Origin of the sequence: Streptomyces poriticola (assembly GCF_036689765.1) — a bacterium.
Lineage (GTDB): Bacteria > Actinomycetota > Actinomycetes > Streptomycetales > Streptomycetaceae > Streptomyces > Streptomyces poriticola.
Map to the genome: position 1 here is coordinate 485,919 of NZ_JBAGKH010000003.1, position 22,542 is coordinate 508,460.

23 protein-coding genes are annotated in these 22,542 nt (G+C 70.6%); 14 read left to right on the plus strand and 9 right to left on the minus strand.

Annotated features, from left to right (window positions below):
- Positions 1 to 56 precede the first annotated feature (56 nt).
- From phoU to V5O46_RS07315, 3 genes are all read left to right on the plus strand, one after another.
- Positions 57 to 749 carry a phosphate signaling complex protein PhoU gene (gene phoU / locus V5O46_RS07305; protein ID WP_332883605.1) on the plus strand — a complete coding sequence of 231 codons (693 nt, stop codon included), beginning with the start codon at positions 57 to 59 and terminating at the stop codon, positions 747 to 749.
- Between the two features lie 480 nt (positions 750 to 1,229).
- Positions 1,230 to 1,478 carry an SCO4226 family nickel-binding protein gene (locus tag V5O46_RS07310; protein WP_332883606.1) on the plus strand — a complete coding sequence of 83 codons (249 nt, stop codon included), beginning with the start codon at positions 1,230 to 1,232 and terminating at the stop codon, positions 1,476 to 1,478.
- Positions 1,479 to 1,610: 132 nt separating this feature from the next.
- Entirely contained in the window at positions 1,611 to 1,949 is a 339-nt protein-coding gene (locus V5O46_RS07315) for an SCO4225 family membrane protein (RefSeq protein ID WP_332883607.1), read from the plus strand.
- 360 nt (positions 1,950 to 2,309) lie between these two features.
- On the opposite strand, the gene V5O46_RS07320 is transcribed toward V5O46_RS07315, so the two are convergent.
- The 3 genes from V5O46_RS07320 to V5O46_RS07330 form a co-directional block, all read right to left on the minus strand.
- On the minus strand, positions 2,310 to 2,531 hold the full coding sequence (locus tag V5O46_RS07320; protein WP_332883608.1) for a hypothetical protein: 222 nt from the start codon (positions 2,529 to 2,531) through the stop codon (positions 2,310 to 2,312).
- A gap of 169 nt (positions 2,532 to 2,700) precedes the next feature.
- Complete coding sequence (locus V5O46_RS07325) at positions 2,701 to 3,726, minus strand: alpha/beta fold hydrolase (protein ID WP_332883609.1); 1,026 nt, start codon at positions 3,724 to 3,726, stop codon at positions 2,701 to 2,703.
- A gap of 222 nt (positions 3,727 to 3,948) precedes the next feature.
- A complete protein-coding gene (locus V5O46_RS07330; protein WP_332883610.1) occupies positions 3,949 to 4,707 on the minus strand; it encodes a phosphoglyceromutase in 759 nt (252 codons plus the stop codon).
- A 196-nt stretch (positions 4,708 to 4,903) separates the two neighbouring features.
- Here V5O46_RS07330 and V5O46_RS07335 point away from each other — a divergent pair, with 196 nt between their 5' ends.
- Positions 4,904 to 6,169: an MDR family MFS transporter gene (locus V5O46_RS07335; RefSeq protein ID WP_332883611.1), complete on the plus strand. Its 1,266-nt coding sequence runs from the start codon at positions 4,904 to 4,906 to the stop codon at positions 6,167 to 6,169.
- Between the two features lie 67 nt (positions 6,170 to 6,236).
- Here the strand turns inward: V5O46_RS07335 and V5O46_RS07340 are convergent, their stop codons facing one another.
- Together V5O46_RS07340 and mshA are read right to left on the minus strand one after the other, a co-directional pair.
- Positions 6,237 to 6,737, minus strand: a complete 501-nt coding sequence (locus V5O46_RS07340; RefSeq protein ID WP_332883612.1) for a type III secretion system chaperone family protein — start codon at positions 6,735 to 6,737, stop codon at positions 6,237 to 6,239.
- Positions 6,730 to 8,067: a D-inositol-3-phosphate glycosyltransferase gene (gene mshA / locus V5O46_RS07345; protein ID WP_332883613.1), complete on the minus strand. Its 1,338-nt coding sequence runs from the start codon at positions 8,065 to 8,067 to the stop codon at positions 6,730 to 6,732. The genes V5O46_RS07340 and mshA overlap by 8 nt, the downstream gene beginning before the upstream one ends.
- Positions 8,068 to 8,428: 361 nt before the next feature.
- Here mshA and V5O46_RS07350 point away from each other — a divergent pair, with 361 nt between their 5' ends.
- From V5O46_RS07350 to V5O46_RS07360, 3 genes are all read left to right on the plus strand, one after another.
- Complete coding sequence (locus tag V5O46_RS07350; protein ID WP_332883614.1) at positions 8,429 to 9,241, plus strand: class I SAM-dependent methyltransferase; 813 nt, start codon at positions 8,429 to 8,431, stop codon at positions 9,239 to 9,241.
- Between the two features lie 175 nt (positions 9,242 to 9,416).
- On the plus strand, positions 9,417 to 10,523 hold the full coding sequence (locus tag V5O46_RS07355; protein WP_332883615.1) for an NlpC/P60 family protein: 1,107 nt from the start codon (positions 9,417 to 9,419) through the stop codon (positions 10,521 to 10,523).
- A gap of 269 nt (positions 10,524 to 10,792) precedes the next feature.
- Complete coding sequence (locus tag V5O46_RS07360) at positions 10,793 to 12,358, plus strand: PP2C family protein-serine/threonine phosphatase (protein WP_332883616.1); 1,566 nt, start codon at positions 10,793 to 10,795, stop codon at positions 12,356 to 12,358.
- Positions 12,359 to 12,472: 114 nt separating this feature from the next.
- Here V5O46_RS07360 and V5O46_RS07365 read toward each other — a convergent pair whose 3' ends face one another.
- The 3 genes from V5O46_RS07365 to V5O46_RS07375 form a co-directional block, all read right to left on the minus strand.
- The gene (locus V5O46_RS07365; RefSeq protein ID WP_332883704.1) at positions 12,473 to 12,805 is read right to left on the minus strand and encodes a DUF2516 family protein; all 333 of its coding nucleotides are present in this window, start codon (positions 12,803 to 12,805) and stop codon (positions 12,473 to 12,475) included.
- 108 nt (positions 12,806 to 12,913) lie between these two features.
- On the minus strand, positions 12,914 to 13,558 hold the full coding sequence (locus V5O46_RS07370) for a hypothetical protein (RefSeq protein ID WP_332883617.1): 645 nt from the start codon (positions 13,556 to 13,558) through the stop codon (positions 12,914 to 12,916).
- A gap of 77 nt (positions 13,559 to 13,635) precedes the next feature.
- Entirely contained in the window at positions 13,636 to 14,205 is a 570-nt protein-coding gene (locus V5O46_RS07375; protein WP_332883618.1) for a helix-turn-helix domain-containing protein, read from the minus strand.
- A 298-nt stretch (positions 14,206 to 14,503) separates the two neighbouring features.
- Here V5O46_RS07375 and V5O46_RS07380 point away from each other — a divergent pair, with 298 nt between their 5' ends.
- The 3 genes from V5O46_RS07380 to V5O46_RS07390 all read left to right on the plus strand — a co-directional run bounded on the left by V5O46_RS07380 (position 14,504) and on the right by V5O46_RS07390 (position 16,591).
- Positions 14,504 to 15,289, plus strand: a complete 786-nt coding sequence (locus tag V5O46_RS07380) for a hypothetical protein (RefSeq protein WP_332883619.1) — start codon at positions 14,504 to 14,506, stop codon at positions 15,287 to 15,289.
- A gap of 59 nt (positions 15,290 to 15,348) precedes the next feature.
- Positions 15,349 to 16,110, plus strand: a complete 762-nt coding sequence (locus V5O46_RS07385; protein ID WP_332883620.1) for an SMI1/KNR4 family protein — start codon at positions 15,349 to 15,351, stop codon at positions 16,108 to 16,110.
- 64 nt (positions 16,111 to 16,174) lie between these two features.
- Entirely contained in the window at positions 16,175 to 16,591 is a 417-nt protein-coding gene (locus V5O46_RS07390) for a DUF5958 family protein (RefSeq protein WP_332883621.1), read from the plus strand.
- Between the two features lie 17 nt (positions 16,592 to 16,608).
- Here V5O46_RS07390 and V5O46_RS07395 read toward each other — a convergent pair whose 3' ends face one another.
- Positions 16,609 to 17,202 carry a DUF4240 domain-containing protein gene (locus tag V5O46_RS07395; RefSeq protein WP_332883622.1) on the minus strand — a complete coding sequence of 198 codons (594 nt, stop codon included), beginning with the start codon at positions 17,200 to 17,202 and terminating at the stop codon, positions 16,609 to 16,611.
- A 57-nt stretch (positions 17,203 to 17,259) separates the two neighbouring features.
- Here V5O46_RS07395 and V5O46_RS07400 point away from each other — a divergent pair, with 57 nt between their 5' ends.
- The 4 genes from V5O46_RS07400 to V5O46_RS07415 all read left to right on the plus strand — a co-directional run bounded on the left by V5O46_RS07400 (position 17,260) and on the right by V5O46_RS07415 (position 22,444).
- Complete coding sequence (locus tag V5O46_RS07400) at positions 17,260 to 17,526, plus strand: hypothetical protein (RefSeq protein ID WP_332883623.1); 267 nt, start codon at positions 17,260 to 17,262, stop codon at positions 17,524 to 17,526.
- 121 nt (positions 17,527 to 17,647) lie between these two features.
- A complete protein-coding gene (locus V5O46_RS07405) occupies positions 17,648 to 20,404 on the plus strand; it encodes a TnsA-like heteromeric transposase endonuclease subunit (protein ID WP_332883624.1) in 2,757 nt (918 codons plus the stop codon).
- Positions 20,401 to 21,453, plus strand: a complete 1,053-nt coding sequence (locus tag V5O46_RS07410; RefSeq protein ID WP_332883625.1) for an ATP-binding protein — start codon at positions 20,401 to 20,403, stop codon at positions 21,451 to 21,453. The genes V5O46_RS07405 and V5O46_RS07410 overlap by 4 nt, the downstream gene beginning before the upstream one ends.
- A 4-nt stretch (positions 21,454 to 21,457) precedes the next feature.
- A complete protein-coding gene (locus tag V5O46_RS07415; RefSeq protein WP_332883626.1) occupies positions 21,458 to 22,444 on the plus strand; it encodes a TniQ family protein in 987 nt (328 codons plus the stop codon).
- Positions 22,445 to 22,542: the final 98 nt, after the last annotated feature.

A 22,542-nucleotide genomic window follows, 5' to 3' on the forward strand; every position in this document is an offset into this window, starting at 1 on the left:
GTGGAACCGTGGGAGTGAGAGCCCCCTGAAACCGTACGTAGGAGAGGGAACCGAAGATGCGGGACGCGTACCACGAGGAACTGGACTCGATCGGCGACGGACTGGTGGAGATGGCCCGGCTGGTCGGCTCGGCGATCGGACGCGCCACGACCGCCATTCTCGACTCCGACCTGAAGCTGGCCGAGAACGTGATCGAGGGCGACCAGAAGGTCGACGAGCTCCACCACGAGCTGGAGGCCCGGGCGATAGCCCTGCTGGCCCGGCAGCAGCCGGTCGCCACTGACCTGCGCATAGTCGTCACCTCGCTGCGGATGTCCGCCGACCTGGAGCGCTCCGGCGACCTGGCGCAGCACGTGGCCAAGCTGGCCCGGCTGCGCTACCCGGAGCGGGCGGTTCCGCGGGATCTGCACGCGACGATCCTGGAGATGGGCCAGCTCGCACAGCGCCTGATGGCGAAGGCGGCCGAGGTGATCATCACCAAGGACGTGGACCTGGCGCTCCAGCTGGAGCAGGACGACGACGCGATGGACCTGCTGCACCGCACCCTGTTCCAGCACCTGATGGACGACCGCTGGAAGCACGGCATCGAGACGGCGGTCGACGTGACCCTGCTCGGCCGTTACTACGAGCGGTACGCCGACCACGCGGTGGCGGTCGCCAAGCGGGTGGTGTACCTGGTGACCGGCGAGCACGCGGACGAGCTGCAGGCGGCGGACATCCCGCCGGTGACGGGCGTCGAGACCGCCTGAGCCGATGCCGGGGCGCCCCGCCGACCCGGGGCGGGGCCGGGGGGTGCGGACCCGGAAGGTGCGGGCGCGAGGCGTGCGGAAGCGGGGCGGGGGCGCGCGCGGGGCGCCCCTGTGCGCCGTTGATGCGACCACCGGACCGGGCATCCAATGGGCACAGGCACCAGCCCCGAGGAGGGACCATGGCCGATTCCCCCAGCATCACACCCGACCCCGCACAGGACCGCCGGACCGAGGAAGCACCCGAGGTCAGGAGCCTGCCCCTGATCGCGGCGTGCGGCTGCGGCTCGGGGTGCGGATGCGGCTGCCAGTCCGGCGCGCCCTGCCAGTGCGGGTGAGGACGTACGACGCGACGACGAGGGCCCCGGTGGACGTCCGCCGGGGCCCTCGTCGTGCCGCCGGTCCAGGGTCGCCACCGCCGCCGTGCGGGCGCAGCATGGAGGGAGGAGCAGGCGCACGCACACGGAAGGGAGGTGCGAGGCCATGACCCAGTACATGGACGTGCACCACGGTATGCAGGGCGTCACCCCCGACCAGATCCGTGAGGCGCACCAGGCCGACCTCGCGATAGAGAAGGAGGAGGGCGTCCACTTCAAGCAGGCCTGGGCGGACCCGGACTCCGGCACGGTGTACTGCCTGTCCGAGGCTCCCTCGGCGGAGGCGGTGCAGCGTATCCACGAGCGCGCGGGGCACCCGGCGGACGAGATCCACCCGGTACCCATCACGGTGTGAGCCGGTGCTCGGGGAGCGGGGTGTGAGCGGTCGGGCGGCCGGCTCGGTGAGCTGAGTACGGGTACTCAGGACACGGCTCCGGCCCGGCCCGACCATGGGCGGGACGACAGGCGTCGACCCAGGGGAGTCCCGATGAGCACCCGCCCGATACGCACCCTCGTCCGGCCGGCCTTCGCCAATCCCGCCTCGGCGGTCTATCTGGGGCTGGTCGGGGCGGCTGTCGCCACGGCCGCGCTGGAACCGCTGTTCACCGACCGGCCGGACGCCTCGCTGATCTGGGTGTGGCCGCTGTTCCTCACCTTCCCGGCCTCCGGCGTCCTTCTCCTCCTCGGCGACGTGGCCCGGGGCGGGGAGGGGTCGGGCTGGTTCCTCGTCACCTCGATCGTCGTCGCGGCCGTGCTCCAGTCCCTGGCGCTGGGAGCGGCCCTGCGTGCGCTGCGCGGCCGGCGCCGGAAGCCGACGGCGGCGTAGGCGGCGGGTACTCGCGTCGGCGACCGCCGCGCCGGAGACGGCTCGGGAGGTGTCCGCCGGGCGGCTGCCCGGACCTGGCTCACCTGTCCCCGACCTCCCCGGACAGAACGGCTAGGCGGCCTCGGGCTTCGCGGCGCGCGCGCCCGGGGCGGGTGCCTGTGCGTCCTCGGAGACCGGGATGTCGTCCTCCCCGAAGTCCGGGGCCCGGAACGGTCTTGTCGTCGGAGGCGGTGCTACGGCGACGGGGCGGCGGGGTTGCCCTTCCGGGGCGGAGAACAGCGACGTCGGGTCGATGAGAGGTCTGCCTTTCGTTACAGGTCCCTGCCGGGTCCTGGCGTGCCGTGACCGGGCACAGCGGTCCTACAGCTTGGTCATCTTGGCGTACGGGCTCAAGATCCGCATCTGCGCCGAGCCGAAATCGACGAGCGCCGCGATTCCGTCCTCGATGCCGATCACCCGGCCGAGGCCGTAGACGTCGTGTGTGACCTGGTCGCCCATGGCGAAGTACTTGGGAGCCGGTGTGACCGGGGCCTTGAAGGGGCTGGTGGGCAGGTGACGCTTCGGTGCCGCAGGCTTTGTCATGGCTCAGTATGACCTCATGTCCGTCGGGCTGACTATGGCCGTCGGCACAGAAGCCCACAGGACCGGTCGGTCACGTGCGCGGGACCGGTCGGTCACATGCGCGGGACCGGTCGGTCACATGCGCGGGACCGCTGGGCCGTGGCCGGCCCGACGGCCACCCGTCCGGCGGTCAGCCCGGACCGGAGGGGGAGACGCCTCGGCCCGCCCGTCCGACCACGTCCAGGACGGCGTTCGACGTCAGCCGGGGCTGCTCGACGGCGATTCCGTGGCCGCTGTCGGTGTCGGTGATGTGCCGTGCCTGCAGCTCGGCAGCGAGGCGGTTCTGTGCGGCCAGCCAGGCCGGCCAGGTCGATCCGGTGTCCCCCACCCGGAGGTCCCACGGATGATCGGCGGTGAGCACGGTGGCAGGCAGGCCCTGGCGCGGCGCGGGGGCGGCACGGAGCTGGTCGACGCTTGCCGGGTAGTCGGGCGTGTCGAGTCGCGCCGTCGGGTCCGCCGCGGCGACCTTCGCCATCCAGTCGGACCACTGCGCCGGCGTCAGGGTGTCCCGCAGGTACTGCGAGGCACCGTCGAGGGTTACCAGGCCCGCGACCCGGGCGGCGTCGGTGCGCGCGAAGAGCGTCGTGATCATCGCTCCCCAGGAGGCCCCCACCAGCACGTACGGGCCGCGCTCGCCCGCAGCCGCCAGTACCGCCCGCAGGTCGGCCACGCCCTGCGCCGCGGTCGTGGGCTGCCCTACCGGGGTGGAGGGCGTCGGTGAGTCGTCCACGCGGGTGGTTCCGGGCCGGTCGTAGGCGCATACCCGGGTGTGCGCAGCGACGGTCGGGAACACCGCCGACCCGCTGGGCGTCAGGCTGGGCTCCCGTGCGGGGCCGACGACGTGGGTCCACTCGTCCGCGGCGCCCCCCGTGCCGGATACCAGCACCACCGTCGGCGACCCGGCACCGCTGCACTGCAGGTAGATACTGCGACCGCCGCCGATGTCCACCAGGCGGGCGACGTCCCCGCGTCCCGGGTCCGCGGAGTTCTCCGTCACCCCGGTGTCTCCGGTCGGACTCCCGCCGCCGGCCGCCACGAGCGACGCACCGCCGGAGATCAGCGCGGCGGTCACCGCGACGGCGAGGGCGCGGTGGAGTGAACCACGTCGGTCCGGACCCGCCGTGGCGTGTGCGAGCGTCCTGCGTCCTGCGTCCACACCCCGAGTCTTGCAGCCGCGGGAGCCCCCGCCACCGGGAACGGGAGTCGTCGCCCGGTGCTGGTGGAACCCGACCGGGAGTCTCCCCCGCCGGCCACGGCCCGGCCGAGCGGGGTGACGGCGCGGTGACGGCGCGGTGACGCCCAGACGGCGGCCAGGGGCGGCGAAAAGCCCCCCGCCTGCGGAGAACATGCAGGCAGGGGGCTTACTCGTGGGCGCTTACTACTTCTTGCCCTGGTTCTTGACCGCCTCGATGGCCGCCGCGGCGGCGTCCGGGTCGAGGTAGGTGCCGCCCGGGTTGAGCGGCTTGAAGTCGGCGTCCAGTTCGTAGGAGAGCGGAATGCCGGTGGGGATGTTCAGGCCCGCGATGTCGCCGTCGGAGATGCCGTCCAGGTGCTTGACCAGGGCGCGCAGGCTGTTGCCGTGGGCGGCGACCAGGACGGTGCGGCCGGAGAGCAGGTCGGGGACGACGGCGTCGAACCAGTACGGGAGCATCCGGGTGACGACGTCCTTCAGGCACTCCGTCTGCGGGCGCAGCTCCGGCGGGAGCGTGGCGTAGCGCGGGTCGGAGAACTGGGAGTACTCGGCGTCGCGGTCGAGCGGCGGCGGCGGGGTGTCGTAGGAGCGGCGCCAGAGCATGAACTGCTCCTCGCCGAACTCGGCGAGGGTCTGCGCCTTGTCCTTGCCCTGCAGGGCGCCGTAGTGCCGCTCGTTCAGCCGCCAGCTGCGGTGGACCGGGATCCAGAGGCGGTCGGCGGCCTCCAGGGAGAGCTGCGCGGTGCGGATGGCGCGCTTCTGGAGGGACGTGTGGACCACGTCGGGCAGCAGACCGGCGTCCTTGAGCAGCTCGCCGCCGCGCGTCGCCTCCTTCTCGCCCTTCGGGGTGAGGTTGACGTCCACCCAGCCGGTGAACAGGTTCTTCTCGTTCCACTCGCTCTCGCCGTGGCGGAGGAGGATCAGCTTGTACGGTGCGTCGGCCATGTCCCAGAGCGTAATCCACGCTTTCGCCCGTCCGCGTTCCTGCCCGGCAGGCGGAACGGGCGGCGGCTCGGGCAGGGGCTCGGGCGGGTCGGTTGACGGCTTCTGTTAATCCGGTGGCTTCCCCGACCCCGAGTTTCGTAAGTTGTGCACAGCGGTTGGGGTACTTACATCTTCTGTGTGCGTCCGTGGGGGGCCGATGTCGTTCGTCAGGGCGAGGCGTGCCGTGCGGGAGTCCGTCTCCGGGCTCCCCCGCGCCTTCTGGTGGCTGTGGATCAGCACGCTGGTCAACCGGCTCGGTGGGTTCGTCGCCACCTTCATGGCGCTGTACCTGACCCTGGACCGCGGCTACTCCGCCTCGTACGCCGGTCTGGTCGCCGCGCTGCACGGGCTCGGCGGTGTCCTGTCCTCCCTGGGCGCCGGGGTGATGACCGACCGGCTCGGCCGGCGGCCCACGCTGCTCGTGGCGCAGGCCTCGACGGCGGTGTCCGTCGCCCTGCTCGGCTTCGTGCGGGACCCGGTCGCCATCGCGGCCGTCGCCTTCCTGGTCGGCATGGCCTCCAACGCCTCCCGGCCGGCGGTGCAGGCGATGATGGCGGACATCGTGCGGCCCGAGGACCGGATCAGGGCCTTCTCCCTGAACTACTGGGCGATCAACCTCGGCTTCGCGGTGTCGTCGATGGCGGCCGGGTTCATCGCCGAGTACAGCTATCTCGCCGGGTTCCTGATCGAGGCCGGGATGACGATGGTCTGCGCGATCGTCGTGTTCGTGAAGCTGCCCGAGTCCCGGCCGCAGGGCCGGGGCACCGGGGCCGGCGATGCCGGCTCCGCCGCCGTGTCGCTCGGTACCGTGCTGCGCGACGGGCGGTTCATGGGCGTCGTCACACTGTCCTTCCTGATCGCGCTGATCTTCCAGCAGGGGATGGTGGGGCTGCCGGTGGCCATGGGCGAGGCCGGGTTCTCCGCCGCGGACTACGGCATGGCGATCGCCGTCAACGGGGTGCTGATCGTCGTCCTGCAGATCCCGGTCACCCGGTTCATCGAGCACCGGGACCCGCGGCGGCTGCTCGTCGTCTCGTCGCTGCTGGCCGGGTACGGGTTCGGCCTCACCGCGTTCGCCGGTTCGGTCGGGGTCTTCGCGCTGACGGTGTGCGTGTGGACGCTGGCCGAGATCGTGAACGCGCCGACGCAGACCGGTCTGGTGGTGCGGCTGTCCCCGGTGCACGGCCGCGGGCGGTACCAGGGCATGTACACGCTGTCCTGGTCGGTCGCCTCGCTGGTCGCCCCGCTGATGTCCGGCATCGTCATCGACCGGTACGGCGCCGACTGGCTGTGGGCCCTGTGCGCGGTGGTCGGCACGGTGGCGGGCGTGGGATACGCGGCCCTGATGCGGCGGCTGCCCGCGGAGGAGCCGCGGACTCCGGAGGCCCCGGCCCCGGCCGCCTCCGAGGCCACGCCCGCCTGACGGTGCCGTCCGGCGGGCCCCGGGCGGAGGCTGCGGCCGGCCGCTGCGGCAGCGGTCCGCGCGGGCCTCAGTCGGCCGGGCGCCGGGTCAGGTGGGTGAAGGCGTCCAGGTTGCGGGTGGATTCGCCGCGGGCCGTGCGCCAGGCGTACTCCTTGCGGATCGCCGTGGCGAAGCCGCGTTCGAGGAGGGTGTTGAAGGCGCCGTCCGCGGCTTCCAGGACCTGGCCGAGGAGGCGGTCGATCTCGTCGGCGGTGACGGCGGCCAGCGGAAGCTTCGCGGTGACGTAGACGTCCCCGTGGCCGTCGACGGCGTAACTCACGCCGTACAGCTTGAGGTTGCGCTCCAGGAGCCAGCGGTGCACGCCGGCCTCGTTCTCGTCGGGGTGGCGGACGACGAAGGCGTTCAGGGACAGGGAGTGCCGGCCCAGGAGGAGGGAGACCGTCGTCGAGAGCTTGTGGGTGCCGGGAAGTCTGACGACGTAGCTGCCGGGCCCGGGGGTCTCCCACTCCAGCTCGGCGTCCTCCAGGGCGTCTTCGACGACCTGTGCTGCCTTCTGCGCGTCAGCCATGCAGCGAGCGTACGCGACGCCGGTGGGCGTGCATCGCCGCCGTGTAGACGTCGGCGGTGGCGGCGGCTGCGGTGTCCCAGCCGAAGGACCCGGCGTGCCGGGCGGCGGCGGCGCCCATACGGGGCGTCAGCTCGACGTCGTCCGCGAACTCGCCCAGCACGCGCGCGTAGGCGACGGGGTCGTGGCCCCGCACCAGGAAGCCGGTCTGTCCGTCGCGCACGGCGACCGGCAGACCGCCGACCGCCGCGGCGAGCACCGGCGTCCCGGCCGCCTGCGCCTCGATGGCGACCAGGCCGAAGGACTCGCTGTAGGAGGGCATGACCAGCACGGACGCGGCCCGGAACCAGTCGGCGAGCCGCTCCTGACCGACCGGCGGCCGGAAGCACACGACGTCGGCGATGCCCAGCCGGGCGGCGAGCTTCTGCAGGCCCTCCGGTCTGGCGAGGCCGCTGCCGCTGGGGCCGCCGACGACCGGCACGACCAGCCGGGAGCGCAGCTCCGGGCGCTGGTCGAGGAGGACGGCGACGGCGCGCAGCAGGACGTCGGGCGCCTTGAGAGGCTGTATACGGCCCGCGAAGAGCGGGATCAGCGCGTCCTGCGGCAGGCCGAGGCGGGCGCGGGCGGCGGCCCGGCCGTCGGCGGGCCGGAACCGGTCGAGGTTCACTCCGGGGTGCACGACCGCGACCCGGGCGGGGTCGGCGGTGTAGTGCCGGACCAGTTCGTCGGCCTCCTCGGCGGTGTTGGCGATCAGCCGGTCGGAGGCGGCGACCACCTGGGTCTCGCCGATGACCCGGGCGGCGGGCTCGGGGGTGTCGCCCTCGGCCAGGTTGGCGTTCTTGACCTTGGCCATGGTGTGCATGGCGTGCACCAGGGGGACGCCCCAGCGCTGGGCGGCGAGCCATCCCACATGGCCGGAGAGCCAGTAGTGGGAGTGGACCAGGTCGTAGTACCCGGGGCGGTGGCCGGCCCACGCCTGCATCACGCCGTGGGTGAAGGCGCACAGCTGGGCCGGGAGGTCCTCCTTGGCGAGGCCCTCGTAGGGGCCGGCGTCGACGTGCCGGACGAGGACGCCGGGGGCGAGTTCGACGGACGGCCGGAGGGCCGCGGTGGTGGCCCTCGTGAAGATCTCGACCTCGATGTTGATCTCGGCGAGGCGCTGGGCCAGCTCCACGATGTAGACGTTCATGCCGCCGGCGTCGCCGGTGCCGGGCTGGTGCAGCGGGGAGGTGTGCACGGAGAGCATCGCGACGCGGCGCGGGCGCCGGTGCAGCCGCAGCCGGGCGCCGGCCGCCTGGGAGCGGCGCTGGAGCCTGCTGACGTACTGGCTCACGTGGCGTTCCTCCTTGCTGCGGGCGGACCGGCCTGCTGCGGGGCACACCGGTGGGAGGACACGCCGCCCTCCAGGGGATGCAACATGCGGGAGCGAAGCTGCCTTCCCGGTTTCCTCTCTTTTACCGAATGATTACCATTGATCGCTCAACCGTTCGAGGCTCCGATGCGTACCGGTGCTCCATGACGTTCCAACGCTCCACGGTGCAGCTGTGCTCCACGGCGCGCCCGTGCTCCGCCGCGTACCGGTCCGGTGCCGGCCCGCATCCCCGGCGTGCCCGAGCCCCAGGCAGGCCCGAGCCCCCGGCAGGCCGCACCCGGGCGGGCCCGAGCCCCCGGCGGGCCCGCTTACCCTCGTACGCATGAGATCCCGCGCCCCGTCCCGCCCCGTGGGAACGGTCACGCGCGGGACGACCAACCCGAACCGGCTGCGCCGCATGGACCGCTGGATCGCCGCGACGCACGGTGCCGAGCTGCGTCGCACGGCCGACCCGATCGCCGTCGACCTCGGCTACGGCGCCGCCCCCTGGACGGCCGTGGAGCTGCTGCACCGGCTGCGGACCGTCACCCCGCGCGCGCGTGTGGTCGGCGTCGAGATCGACCCGGCGCGGGTCGCGGCGGCCACGCCGTACGCGCGCGAGGGGCTCGATTTCCTCCGCGGCGGCTTCGAGGTCCCGCTCCCCCAGCGGCCCCTGCTGATCCGCGCGGCGAACGTGCTGCGCCAGTACGACGAGGCGGAGGTCGCCGACGTCTGGCGACGGCTGTGCGCGCGGCTCGCGCCCGCCGGTGCCGGCACGTGCGGCGGGCTGCTGGTCGAGGGCACCTGTGACGAGATCGGGCGCCGGCACGTGTGGGTGGCACTCGGCCCTGACGGGCCCCGCACGGTCACCTTCGCGACCCGGCTGAGCTCCCTGGAGCGCCCCTCCGACCTGGCGGAACGGCTGCCGAAGGCACTCATCCACCGCAACGTCCCCGGCGAGCCGGTGCACGCCTTCCTGCGCGACTTCGACCGCGCCTGGGCCGCCGCCGCGCCCTACGCCTCGTACGGTGTCCGCCAGCGCTGGATCCGGGCGGTGCGGGACCTGACGGCCGACTGGCCGGTGGCGGACGGTCCCGCACGCTGGCGGCAGGGCGAAGTGACGGTGCGCTGGGAGGCGTTGGCGCCGCGCGGGTGAGGCAGCCGCCCGCGGGAACGATCTCCGCGCGGCGTACGTCACACAGCCGGGGGAAACGGGCGTGCGAAGGGGCGGGAGGGGTGAAGGACTGCCTCTGTCGCTTTGTCGCCCGCCATGGCACGATCCCCCAGGCGAACAGATATTACTGGCGGATAATCAGTTCTTGGGGGCGGGTATGGGACCGGGGAAGCGTGGCCTGATCGCGACGGCTGTCACGGTGGTCTGCGCGGTCACCGTGCTGGCGGCACCGGGCACCGCGTTCGCGGCACCGGCCCCCTCGCCGCCAACGCCCTCCTCCGCACCGTCCGCGGCCCCTGCACCGCCCGGGTCGTCGACCGCCGCCCCGGACAGGGACCTGGAAGCCGTACGCAAGCAGCTCGACGAGCTCTATCGCGCGGCCGCCGTCGCCACCGACGCGTACAACGCCGCCGAGGAGAAGGCGGAGCAGCAGTCCGCCGAGATCGTCGAGCTCGCCAAGAAGATCGTCGAAGGCCAGGAGAAGCTGGACCGGCTCAAGGACCGGGCCGGCGCCGCCGCCCGCGCCCAGTACCGCACCGGCGGGCTGCCCGACGAGGCCAAGCTGATGCTGAGCGACGACCCGCAGGAGTTTCTCGACAACACCGGCCGGGTGCTCCAGGGGCAGCGCGGCACCAAGGACCTGATCGCCGAAACGGCCCGCACCCAGCAGGACTTGAAGACCTACGCCGCCGACGCCTCCGCCCAGTGGCGGAAACTGGAGGAGAACCGCACCAGGAAGGCCGCCGCCCAGAAGAAGATCGAGAAGCAGATCGCGGCGGCCGAGAAGCTGGAGTCCGAGCTGGAGAAGGAGGAGAAGGAGCGCCTCGAGCGGCTCCGGCGGCAGGCCGAGGCCGAGGCGCAGACCGCCTGGCTCGGCTCCGGCATCCTGAAGGAGATCACCGGCGACGCCTCCGAGCAGGGCCGCAAGGCCGTGGAGTACGCCACCGCCCAGCTCGGCAAGCCCTACCAGTGGGGCGCCGAGGGGCCGAAGACCTACGACTGCTCCGGGCTGACCTCACAGGCCTGGTCCTCGGCCGGGCAGGGCATACCCCGCACCTCGCAGGCCCAGTGGAAGCAGCTGCGCCACGTCGACACGGCGGACATGCGGCCCGGCGATCTGATCATCTACTTCGAGGACGCCAGCCACGTCGGCATCTACGTCGGTGACGGCAAGATCGTGCACGCCCCACGGCCCGGCCGGTCGGTGACCGTCGCGGGCGCGGGTTCGATGCCCATCCTCGGGGTGGTACGGCCCGACGCGTGAGCCACGCCGCAGCCGTGACCCGCGCCACGTGATGCACTCCACGCCCCAACCCCGGCCCAAACCAGGGGGAGACGTGACGTTCGTCATCCCGACGGCGTGGACGAGGTGTCCAACTGCGATAGGGAACGCGGCATATGACAGTGGCCGATGGCCGAGCAGAGTGCTCTGGACCATTCCGCTGCGCCGCGGTCACCCGCTATGGTCCCCGTCGGTGGGTCGAGGTCCCTCGCCCCACCGTGCCCTCGGGGGGAGGGAAGGAAACCGAGACGATGCCCGTACCCGTACCGCGGCAGAGAGCGATCCCGGCCGTGGAGAGTGGTCAGGCGCAGGCCGCTGCCCCGGGCGGCGGCCACTCCGAGGAAATGGCCCCGCTCGGCGGCACACCGGTCGAGAACACCACGGACCCGCGCGCGCCCGCCACGGACCAGCGCGCGGCCACGGCCGGCAGCCGCGAGAGCGCCCTCGTGCACAGCCGCGAGCAGAACAGCGCGCACACCGATGAGCAGAACAGCGCGAACGGCGCGAACGGCACAGACGGCACGAACAGCCGCACGGACCGGCGCGCCCGCCCCGACGGAACCCCGGCCGGCCGGGCGAGCGCCCCGGTGCCCACGAACCTGACGGTGCTCCTCATCGAGGACGACCCCGCCGGTTCGGCGATCGTGCCCGACCTGCTGGACCAGGCCGGCAACCCGATCCGGGTCCGCACCGCCCGCAACCTCACCGAGGCCGAGCGGCTGCTGACCGACGACGTCCACTGCATCCTGCTGGACCTCGCCCTGCCGTCCCCCGGCGGCCGTGCGGGCGACGGCGGCCCCGGCAACGGGGGCAGGGACGGGGGCAAGGACGAGGACGGGCAGGACGACGAGCTGGCGGTACTCAAGCACGTGCTGGAGCTCGCGCCCCGGCACGCCGTCCTCGCGCTCACAGCTTCGGCCGACGCCGAGCGCGGCGCGGAGGCGGTGGCGGTCGGCGCCCAGGACTATCTGTTCCGCGACGAGCTGGACGGCCGGCTGCTGAGCCGGGCGATCCGCTACGCCGTGGAGCGCAAACGCTCCGACTCGGCCGAGCGGCGCCTGGCCGAGGGCAGGCTGCGCGCACAGGAGAACGCCCGCCTGGAGCGCGGGCTGCTGCCGACCCCGCTGCTGGACGGCTCCCCGCTGCGGTTCGCCGCCCGCTACCGTCCCGGCCGCTCGCGCGCGCTGCTCGGCGGCGACTTCTACGACGTCGTACGCACCCCGGACGGCACCGTGCACGCCATGATCGGCGACGTCTGCGGGCACGGCCCGGACGAGGCGGCGCTCGGCGTGGAGCTGCGTATCGCCTGGCGGGCGCTGACCCTGGCGGGGCTCTGCGGCGATCAGCTGCTCGGCACGCTGCAGCAGGTGCTGGAGCACGAGCGCGCCGACGACGAGATCTTCGCCACCCTGTGCACGGTGGACATCGCACCGGACGGCCGGCGCGCCGGCCTGTGTCTTGCGGGCCATCCGGCCCCGCTGGTGGCCTCCCAGGGCCACGCCGCCCGCCTGCTGCCCTACGACAACAACGGACCGGCGCTCGGTCTGCTCCCTGGTGCCCGCTGGCCGCGGATGCAGGTGGAGCTCGGCGTCGAGTGGAGCCTGATGCTCTACACCGACGGCCTGATCGAGGGGCATGTCGGCGAGGGCCGGGAACGGCTCGGCCAGGACGGGATGCTGGAGATGGTCCGCCGCCAGTTCGACGCCGGGCTGCGCGGCGAGCGGCTGCTGACGGCGGCGGTGAACGAGGTGCGCGACCTCAACGGCGGTGAGCTGACCGACGATGTGGCGGTCCTGCTGCTGGACCGCATGCCGTGACTCCGCGGAGCCACCCGGGACCGGCTCGGCCGGCGGCACCCCTCACGGGCCTGTCGTGCCCCTCGGACCTGCGGTACGGAGGGCCAACGCGGGGCCCACGCGGGGCGTAAGGACCTACCGCCCGCCGTTCCACGGCCCGTACGGACCGTCGCTGCTGGAGCCGCGGCGGGGGCGCCCCCCGCCGGACAGACCGCGCAGCGCGGGCCGGACGTCGACCATGTACACGATCGTCGCGATCAGGCCGATGATCGGCAGGAACGACAGGATGTTGAAGATCAGGTTCACCGCGAAGGCGAGCCCGAGGATGATCAGCCAGAACGGCTTGGTCTTCTTGTCCGCCGCCCGGTAGGCGTCCTCCCGGCGGATGGCGGCGTCGACCAACGCGAAGCCGCTGAAAAGGATCAGGGCCATGCTCAGCAGCCACATCAGCCCTGCGAACCCCTGCATCAGCACAACGTCCACCACCAGACTCGGGTCGTCCTTACGCGGTCACCGTACCCGGAGAACGGGCCGGACATCCCAAGGGTGCCCGGCCCGCGCCGATTACCTGACCGATTACTTGGCCGACGGCGTGGTCTTCTTCGCCGCCGCACCCGTGGTGGTCTTCTTCGCCGGGGCCTTCTTGGCGGGGGCCTTCCGGGCGGCGGGAGCGGACTTGGCCTCGCCGGACCCGGCTCCGGCGGACCCGGCCCCGGCGGACCTGTCCGCGGCCCCGGCCGGGGCGGGCCCGGGCTCCACGGCCCCGGCCAGCTCCTCGACCTCCTCGGCCATGTCCTCGATGCCCTCGGCGGCCTGGCCGCGCCAGGTGCGCACCGTCTGCTCGCCGCGCTCGGCGACCTTCTCGTAGGTCTCCCGCGCCTTGACGGCGTACTCGGCGGCGACGCCGACGCCGCGCAGCGCGAAGTCCTGCGCACTCTCACCGAACTTCTTGAGGTCGGTGTCGAGGGAGCCGAGGAACTCGTTGACCTTGGTCTGCAGGTTCTCCTGGGTCTCCTTCACCCGGGCCGACGCCTTCTCCTGGACGGCCTTCGGGTCGGTGTTGCGCACGGCGTCGATCCGGGCCGGGGCCTCGGTGCGCAGCTGCTCCACCAGGACGGGCACCTTCCTGGCCTGCTGCCACGCCAGATCGGCGGTGCCTGCGGCGAAGTAGAGGGGGGTGGGGTCGCTGAGGGTCTTGCGCAGGTCGTCGGTGATGGCCATGGTGACGGTCCTCCCGGATCACGTTCGGCTGAGGGTTTTCGGGGTGTCCCGCGCTCGGCCGGCCGGTGCTCGCTCGCTCAGCCGGTCGTCTGCTGCGGGTCGGCGTCGTCGCTGCCGCCGGTGGTCTTGCGGGGGCGGGGCCGTGCGGCGGTGGTGTCGCCGTCGGCCGCGTGCAGGCCGGATATGGAGGTGCCGACGCCGCCCGGGACGTCCGGGCCGCCCGGGACGTCCGGGACGTCCAGGCCGTCCGGGACCTCCGGGCCGTCCGGGACCTCCGGGCCGTCTTCGCCTGCGGCCCCGAATCCGTTCTCCTTGCGGAAGGACTCGTAGATCTGGAGCAGCACCTGCTTCTGCCGCTCGTTGAGCGTGGGGTCGGCGAGAATGACGGCTCGCGTCTCGACTTCGTCCCGGTCCCGCTCGGCGTCGAGGATCCCGGCGCGTACGTAGAGCGTCTCGGCGGAGATCCGCAGGGCCTTGGCGACCTGCTGCAGCACCTCCGCGCTGGGCTTGCGCAGCCCGCGCTCGATCTGACTCAGATACGGATTCGACACCCCCGCGGCATCGGCGAGCTGCCGCAGCGACAGCTGCGCACTGCGCCGCTGCTCGCGCAGGTAGTCGCCGAGATTGCCGACGTTGAGCGATGCCATGCCCCCACGATGCCGCACCTTGCTAACTATTGCAAGCATCCGCTTGCAATAGTTGCACCGCGAGCCCTGCGGCGGACTGCGCCCGAGCAGGGCAGCTGTCCGTTCTCAGCAGATGTGGCGAGTCCCAGTGGTTCTGGCGAACGACTTGGCGGAGTCCCGGTGTGCCTGGCGGCTGATCGCTGTCACTCCCAGCCCCAACTGTCACCGCGCGTCCGTTCGCATGTCGCGAGGGGGCTTGCTCGGGCGGTTCCGCCGGAAAAGCACGAGCGGGTGCGGGGCCGGGCCGTAGCCTGGCGCAATGCCCGAATTTGCGCATGACGAGGCCACGGCTCGGCGCGCTCTCGATGTCATCGACCAACTTCTTGCTGCACGTGAACAGATCGCGGCCGGTGAAGGTGGCATCTCTTTCCTCAAGGACCACGAGGCGGTGGCGCCGGGCGCCTGGAGCTGGTGGATGCTCATCGGCGACTCCGCGCGAGTGGTACGGGAAGAGACGGTGAAGGGCAACGGCTTCGTCGTCGCACCTGTGATGCGGAACCTGATGACGCACACGGTGGCGCTCGCGTGGCTCGTCGACGGCGGCGAGACAGCGATCAAGGCCGTGGACGCCTATAGCGACGAGCAGCTCCTCAAGCTGATCACCAACGCCAAGAACGCCGGGTGGGACGTCGGCGGAGACCCCGTCGAGGCCCGCGTCCGCAAGGCGGTCAACGACCGCGTCACCGATTCGAACCCGGCGGTCGATCGGCTGAAGAACGAGATCCGCAATACCGCCGAGCTGATGGCCGCGTTCGGCGAGCAGGATGCATATCTGCCCTACCGGCACCTCAGTTCGTACTCTCACACCACGCGGGAGACCGCGCAGCTCTATTTGCACTCTGCCGCGTCGGGCGCATGGCAGATCCGTGCTCGGCCCAGACCGAGCGGTCTGAACGACATCATCTGGGCGGCAGTGTGCCTGATCCAGTCGGGCAGGATCATCGACTCCATCCTCACGGACCAGCCGCTCGCCCAACCGCTCAACGAGGCCACCGCCCACCTTGGCTTGGTCGGCGACATCGTGCCCAGGCGCCGCAGTCGGTAAGGACCACGGCCGCTGGGAGTCACACCCGGCGGACCTGGCTGGCCTGTACGGTCCACCGCATGGTTAACGAGTTCGACGTGGCGCAAGCTCTGAGCGGCGGGACACCCAACAGGGAGCGAGCCTGGGCCTTCGTTCGGGACTTTGCCGCAGCGTGGGCGGAGCCGCTCGCCGACGGCGCGGGTGCGCGAGCGGAGGAGCTGGAGCGAGCCGAGGAGACGCTGGGGCTCGCGCTGCCGACCGCGTTGCGCGAGGCGTACTCGCTTCTCGGTACGCGTCACGACCTCACCAGCAACCAGGACCCACTGCTACGGCCTTCCGAATTGTTCGTGCACGACGAGTTCGGCGGCGTGCTCGTTTTCCGCAGCGAGAACCAGGGGTGCGCCTTCTGGGGAGTGCAGCTGCGGGACCTCGACCGAGACGATCCGCCGGTGTTCGTCCAGTCGCGGGATGGCTGGGTGCCCTTCCTTGAGCGCGTCTCCCTGGCCTGCGTCGAGCTCGTAGTCAGCGAGACTCTGTTTGGCAGCGAAGGACGGCTATACAACGCGTGCGAGCTTCCTGCTGATCTGATTCGAGAGCTGCCGATTCGGTTCGCGCGGGTGGAGTTTCCCGAGTATCCGATGTGGACGGGAAAGGAGGAGTCACCCGTGTGCTGGTTCTCCGCACCGGGGAAGCTCTTGCGGCTCGACGGACTGAGTGACCAAAGCTGGCTGCATGTCCGGGGAAGGACACCGGCCGACCTGGAGTCACTCTGCGCCACCATCTCGGGCCACTGGGTACATGGATACTCGGAGCCGCTGAAAGCAGACGGCCTGCCTTTCTAGGCACTCGATGATCTGCTTGGATGGCTTGGAAGGCGTGTGATCCGAGCGTAACGGGGGCGTGGGAATGGCTGATCCGTACCTCCTTCTCAACGAGCTCGCCCAGGAGCTTCGGCCAATGCAACAGGGCATCGAATGGTTCGAGAGCCTCTCCGCCGAGGAGCAGTCCACCACCCTGCGGCTCCTGTCCCATTTCTGCACTCAGGCCCGCGCCACCACGGAGGACGCCCCGGAGAGCATTCGCCGCTCCGGACTTCGCCCCACGCACACGCCGGCAGTGCTGATCGCACGAGGGCAGATCGACCAACAACTCGGGAAGATCGCCGGTCTCACCCCTCACGACGAGCGCCTCAAGTCGTTCCGGCTGCTGATCGCGGTACTGGCCGTCGCCGACGAACGCCGACGGAAGCGCTTCTGCTCCGACGGTTGCAGCCACGAATGGCATCGCCTGTCTGTCGACCTTCTCGGCGAAACGCCCACCTGATCCTCACGCTGGCGCCCCTACCGAGCCAGCGGCCGCAGGGGAAACATCGTGCTCAGCCTCGGCAGTTTGCGCGTTGCCTCGTCTTCACTCCGCACGTCCCACTGCTCACCGAGCGGCCCTCGACTGCCTTCTACATCGCATTGCTCGGCTTCGACGGCTTCATAGAATGCGTCGCCGCAGTCGTCATCGATGCCGACGAGGAGCCCGTACGCCTCCATGGCGACGTAGTCGAGAGACTCCCACTCGGGCCAGTCGTCGTTCCAGAGTTCCCGAGGGCGACCCACCAGGCACTGAACCTCTGGGGTGTCGGCCAGAGCGTCGGGATCGGCTATTGCCTGAGAAAAGGCGTTCCGGCCGAGCCCCACCATCCACAGGCCGAAGTAGCAGAACCCGTCGTCCGAACACCAGCCGCCGAAGATCCGCTCCGCCGCAGCCCATAGATCCCAGGTGAAGGCTTCCTGCGTCACTTCGTCCAGGCGAACCTGGAACTGCACGATCTCCGTCAGCGGCCTCCGCGACAACTCATCACGCAACCACGCAAGTCGTTCGTCCCGGCCCCGCGTCTGCCGTCGGCACTCTTCGATGAGCTTCCAGAAGGAATCGATGTCCACGGCCGCACTGTGCCAGGCACCTCTGACACCGCCTGATCGGCGAACTATGTTCGAGCAGTGGAGAACGCGGAGATCATCATCAAGCTCACCCCTGATGAGGCCCTGGTCCTGTCCGATTGGCTGGAGAGGGTGCAGATGACGGACCTCAGCCGTCTCGTCGACGATGAGGCGGTCTGGGCACCCATTCAAAGGCTGGCCGGCACGCTCGACAAGTCCTTGCCGGGGATCTTCGCGGCGGACTACGGCGAACGCTTGGACGCGGCACGTCGCAGGCTTCGACCTGCCTCAGACGATGTCGTCAATGACCATGCAGCCTCTGACTGAGGTGGCTCTCAGCATCACTCACTTGAGGGGTTTCATCCCAAACCTTCTGGTGGATTCCCATTGATTCTGGACAGTGAAGTCCATGGGGTTGGGTGGAACGAGCAATACGGCACCGCTACACGTGGACGAATTCGAGGTCGGTTGGCGGGACGCCAGAGGTGAACACCGACGACCGCTGATTGAGGCGGAAGGGGTCGAGTTCGAGACGGGACTCCCAGTACGTGGCTTCCCTTCATACCGCGGTCAGCGGAACTTCCCGGGCCTGTACTGGTCGGCCACGACGGGCGAGCACGTGGGGTTCGAGTCGTGGCTGGAGCGGGATCACGCGATGCTGCTGGACTTCACGCCCGAGGTGACTGGGCTGCTGTCGCAGCCGCTATGGCTGTTCTGGCAGAACGACAAGGGCCGGGTGGTCTCGCACGCGCCGGACTACTTCGCACGGTTCGAGGACGGCCGGGGATTGCTGGTGGACTGCCGGCCTCTGGACCGGGTCGATGAGCGGTCGGCGGCCAAGTTCGCGGTGACGCGGCTGGCGTGTGAAGCGGTGGGCTGGGGCTATCGGGTGGTCGGGATGGTGGACCCGGTTCGTATGGCCAACGTCCGCTGGCTGGCGGGGTATCGGCACCCTCGGCATGCGACCACCGCGGGGTTGGTCGAGCGGCTGATGGCGGTGTTCTCGGTGCCCTCGCCGTTGGTGGGGCAGGCGTCGCTGTTGGGTGATCCGATTGCGGTGCTACCAGCGGTGTTCCCATCTGCTCTGGGCGGGGCGGCTCCGGGCGGACCTGGCGAAGCCGCTGACGGACACGACGCTGGTGTCGCGGGCGGGGGCGTGGTGAGCGGACGGTCGGCGCTGCGCGTCGGCGACCAGGTCCGGCTCGACGAGCGGCTGCACACCGTGGTCGGGTTGTCAGGGACGCTGGTGCGGCTGGCCGACGAGGCCGGTCGGGCGAGTCTGGTGTTGCTGCCCCACCTACTGGCCGCCGAAGGCTTCGAGTTCCTTGGCCAGCGGGACGGGGCACCGGTAGTGGCGCCCTTCGCGTTGCTGGATACCGTTCCGCCGCAGGAGGCGGAGAAGGCCACCGCCTGGGAACGACATCTACTGGAGCTGGAGTCCGGGCGGCAGAGCGGCACCGGAGCCGGGGCGGGGCCGCGGCCGGAGTACGACCCGGCCCTGCACACCTTGGAGGAGCGGATCGCCGCGAAGGCCGCCGAGATGCGTGCCCTGGGCTGGACGGTGAGCGCGCGGACGGTCGAGCGGATGCGGGCCCGCTACCGGGATCAAGGGGTCTGGGGACTGGTCGATCACCGCAAGACCCGTCTGTCCTCGCCGACGGGCCGGGCTGATGAGCGGGTGGTGGCAGCCGTCGCCGAGGTGCTGGCCGGCCAGCTGGAAGAGTCGACCGGGACACGAGGCCGGGTGCGGCGCCGGGTCGAGGCCCTGCTGGCCGAGCGGCATGGGGCCGGGGTGGTGCCGTTGCCGTCGAAGACGACGTTCTACCGGCTTGTCGAGGCAGTAAGCGCGGGCACTCACGCCTTCGGTTCGGCTGCTTCCCGCCGCTCCCAAGCTCGGCGGCCCGAGGGGATGTTCACGCCGTCCGCGGCCTGCCGACCGGGTGAGCTGGTGCAGATCGACACGACTCCGCTGGACGTGCTGGTGATCCTGGAGGACGGGGTAAGCGGTCGTCCGGAACTGACCATCGCCGTTGACGTGGCGACCCGGACGATCTGCGCTGCGGTGCTGCGGCCGGCGGGCACCAAGGCGGTCGATGCCTCGCTGCTGCTGGCGAAGATACTGGTCCCCGAGCCCATACGGCCGGGCTGGCCGGAGGCTCTGGCCCTGTCGGCGACGCTGATTCCGCACGCCCGGCTGCTGGACATCGACGCCCGGCTGGAGCAGGCCGCCGCGAAGCCGGTGATCGTCCCGGAGACCATCGGAATCGATCACGGCAAGGTGTTCGTCTCCGACGCGTTCATCGCCGCCTGTCGGTCGCTGGGCGTCTCCGTGCAGCCCTCGCGGCCCGCCACTCCGACGGACAAGGCCATCGTGGAGCGGACGTTCTCTTCCATCAATACCCTGCTATGCCAGCATGTTTCCGGCTACACCGGCTCCAACACGGAGCGCCGCGGCGCGGGTGTCGAGGCGGTGTGGACGCTCGCGGAACTCGACGACCTTCTTCAGGAATGGATCGTGGCCTGCTGGCAGCAGCGGCCGCACGACGGGCTTCGCAGTCCGTTCCTGCCCGGCCGGTCGATGTCACCCAACGACGCGTACGCGCTGCTCGTGGCCCGCACCGGCTACGTCCCGCTGCCGCTGAGCGGTCTCGACTACCTCGAACTGCTGCCGGCGGTCTGGCGGTCGGTGAACGATTACGGAATCCGCATCGACCATCGCACCTACAATTGCCCGGAGTTGGCCCCACTGCGGCGGCACCCTTCCGGAGTGGACGCGAAAGGCGGCCTCTGGGAGGTCCACTACGACCCCTACGACCTGTCCCAGGTCTGGGTACGCGATGCCCGCACCGGCAAGTGGATCACCGTTCCCTGGACGCACCGGCATCTGATCTCCGCGCCGTTCGCCGACTTCACCTGGCGCCGGGCCCGTGACCTGCTCGCCCTGCGAGGCATGGACAACACCGATCAGGCCGCGGTCGCGGCCGCCGTCGAACGATTGCTGACCCGGGCGGAGTCCGGCCCGGACCGCCGCGTCGCGGCCCGCACGCGGGCCGCTCTTGAGCCCGCCCGGACCGCCGCGGCTCTACCACCCGCGCCGCAAGATCTCGATGTGGCGGACGAGGACGGGGATGCCCCTGCGGACGGACCGTCCAACGTCATCCCCTTCGGCGTATTCGATGCCTTCACCGATGGGAGCCGCCTGTGACAGAGGAACTGCCGGGTGACATCGGCAACCCGTACTCGACGCTGACCACTAAGGAGGGCTGGCGGGCGTTCGTCGACGAGCACCCCGAACCTCCGCCGCCCCTGGCTCGGGGCGCTGTGCTGGATGCGGAGGAGCTGGACTCCTACCAGGAAGCCCGGAAGAACTATCACTCCAGTTCCGTCATCGTCGCCACTCCCACGATCCGCAAGGTTGTCACCACCGGCCGCAAGCGCATCGTGCTCAACCGCCACCAGGTGTCCGCCCGACGCGGGCTGATCGTGTCCGGGTCCTCCGGCACCGGGAAGACAACTGCGATCACCCAACTGGGCAAGAACGTCGAACAGCTCGCTCGACGCCGCAACCCCGCCGCTACGGCGCAACTGCCAGTCGTCTTCGTCACCGTCCCTCCGGCTGCCACCCCGAAGATGCTCGCCGGTGAGTTCGCCCGGTTTCTCGGGCTCCCGCTGCTGCACCGCATGAGTCAGGTCCAGATCACCAACGCCGTCTGTGACTTGCTCGCCCAGCTCGGCACGACGTTGGTACTGGTCGACGAGATCCATAACCTCGACCTAACCACCCGATACGGCGCTGAGGCTTCCGACCAGTTGAAGTACCTGTCGGAACGGATCGCGGCGACCTTCGTACTCGCCGGACTCAACATCGAGACCAGCAGTCTGTTCCAGGGAACCCGGGGACAACAGATCGCCGGCCGGTACTCGGTCATCCCCTCCCGCCCTTTCGGACGACGCAGTCGAGGCGACCGCGAGCAGTGGCAGGCCCTCATCGTGACATTGGAGGAGTCGCTACGGCTGCACCGGCACCAGCCTGGCACTCTGCTCGCTCTGGATGCCTACCTGCACGAACGCACTGGTGGCCTGATCGGCAGTCTCTCTCAGCTGATCCGGGAGGCAGCAGTCGAGGCGATCGACAGCGGCGCTGAGAAGATCACCAAGCGCACGCTCGATACGGTCGAACTCGACCACACCGCTGAGCAGGCCAGACCTAAGCCCGTCGCCAAGAGGCTGGGCAAGAACTCGAAGGCGGCTTGATCACGTGGAACCCTGGGATGCTCCGGCCCGGCTTCTGCCGGTCGCGCTTCAACCCGTCCACGGCGAAGTGCTGGGCTCCTACCTGCACCGCCTCGCCGCGGCGAACAGGATGAGTTCTGCCCGCTTGGGGCAGTATCTGTCTCCTCACAGCAACCCCCTTTTCACCAGGCGCACAGATGCCTTGCGTCGCTGGACACCAACAGCACTGCCGCGGCTGGCGACAATGACCGGCGTCCCGATCGACGTGCTGCAACGCTCCCTCCCCGCCTTCGCCCGTCTCGCCGCACGCGCCAACGGCACCGGAGAACCCATCCACGCCCACTACGACCTCTACGTCGTCTGTCGGCTCTGCATGCTGCGACATGGCATCCACGAGCCCGTGCTGGCACACATGGCTCCGGCCCTTCGGCTCTGCCGCAGGCACACCATCTGGCTCGACGGTGCATGCCACCCCCACGTCGGCCATCTCGACGGACTGATCAAGGCACAGCGCCAGCACTTCGGGCTGGTCCGTCGTTTCCCCGACACCATCGACATGGCAACGAAGGAGGCGGAGAAACTCATCCGCTCCTGGTTGATCACGAACTATCAGCCAGTTCTTCAAAAGCGTTGGCAGAAACGGCTGGTGCAGCTCCCTCGGGAGGAACCGCGCTACAGCGACGTGGCCCGCCAACGCCATGATGAGTGGGAGCGCATCGTGACCTATCCCGAGTTCGTCAGCCTCCTGGGACTCATCGCTGATCCACGCTGGCGGGCCCACCGCATCCCCACCGGCCGGCACGTCAGCATTGAAGATCACCGAGACGCCATCTCCGTCATTTTCGCCGAGGCCGAACGTCGGCTCTCCGTTCCGACGCTCCGCGTCATGCCCGAACGCCGGACCTTCCACAACGACCCACTGTTCCGTTGGACCAACCCCCGCGGCAGAGTCCACTTTCCATGCAGAGACGAACCGCACACCGTCATCCGAAGTCCCAGCCAAGCTGGATGAGCACAGGTCAACCGCAGCGCCTGCTGCCAGTTCTACTGGGACACCATGAGACCAGCGACCACCCGGATTCCCACAACCACATGCGCTGGGACGCCACG

Coding starts and splice junctions, on each gene's coding strand:
- phoU (WP_332883605.1), top strand. CDS start 57: ATGCGGGACGCGTACCACGAGGAACTGGACTCGATCGGCGACGGACTG.
- V5O46_RS07310 (WP_332883606.1), top strand. CDS start 1,230: ATGACCCAGTACATGGACGTGCACCACGGTATGCAGGGCGTCACCCCC.
- V5O46_RS07315 (WP_332883607.1), top strand. CDS start 1,611: ATGAGCACCCGCCCGATACGCACCCTCGTCCGGCCGGCCTTCGCCAAT.
- V5O46_RS07320 (WP_332883608.1), bottom strand. CDS start 2,531: ATGACAAAGCCTGCGGCACCGAAGCGTCACCTGCCCACCAGCCCCTTC.
- V5O46_RS07330 (WP_332883610.1), bottom strand. CDS start 4,707: ATGGCCGACGCACCGTACAAGCTGATCCTCCTCCGCCACGGCGAGAGC.
- V5O46_RS07335 (WP_332883611.1), top strand. CDS start 4,904: ATGTCGTTCGTCAGGGCGAGGCGTGCCGTGCGGGAGTCCGTCTCCGGG.
- V5O46_RS07340 (WP_332883612.1), bottom strand. CDS start 6,737: ATGGCTGACGCGCAGAAGGCAGCACAGGTCGTCGAAGACGCCCTGGAG.
- V5O46_RS07350 (WP_332883614.1), top strand. CDS start 8,429: ATGAGATCCCGCGCCCCGTCCCGCCCCGTGGGAACGGTCACGCGCGGG.
- V5O46_RS07355 (WP_332883615.1), top strand. CDS start 9,417: ATGGGACCGGGGAAGCGTGGCCTGATCGCGACGGCTGTCACGGTGGTC.
- V5O46_RS07360 (WP_332883616.1), top strand. CDS start 10,793: ATGCCCGTACCCGTACCGCGGCAGAGAGCGATCCCGGCCGTGGAGAGT.
- V5O46_RS07365 (WP_332883704.1), bottom strand. CDS start 12,805: ATGCAGGGGTTCGCAGGGCTGATGTGGCTGCTGAGCATGGCCCTGATC.
- V5O46_RS07370 (WP_332883617.1), bottom strand. CDS start 13,558: ATGGCCATCACCGACGACCTGCGCAAGACCCTCAGCGACCCCACCCCC.
- V5O46_RS07375 (WP_332883618.1), bottom strand. CDS start 14,205: ATGGCATCGCTCAACGTCGGCAATCTCGGCGACTACCTGCGCGAGCAG.
- V5O46_RS07380 (WP_332883619.1), top strand. CDS start 14,504: ATGCCCGAATTTGCGCATGACGAGGCCACGGCTCGGCGCGCTCTCGAT.
- V5O46_RS07385 (WP_332883620.1), top strand. CDS start 15,349: ATGGTTAACGAGTTCGACGTGGCGCAAGCTCTGAGCGGCGGGACACCC.
- V5O46_RS07390 (WP_332883621.1), top strand. CDS start 16,175: ATGGCTGATCCGTACCTCCTTCTCAACGAGCTCGCCCAGGAGCTTCGG.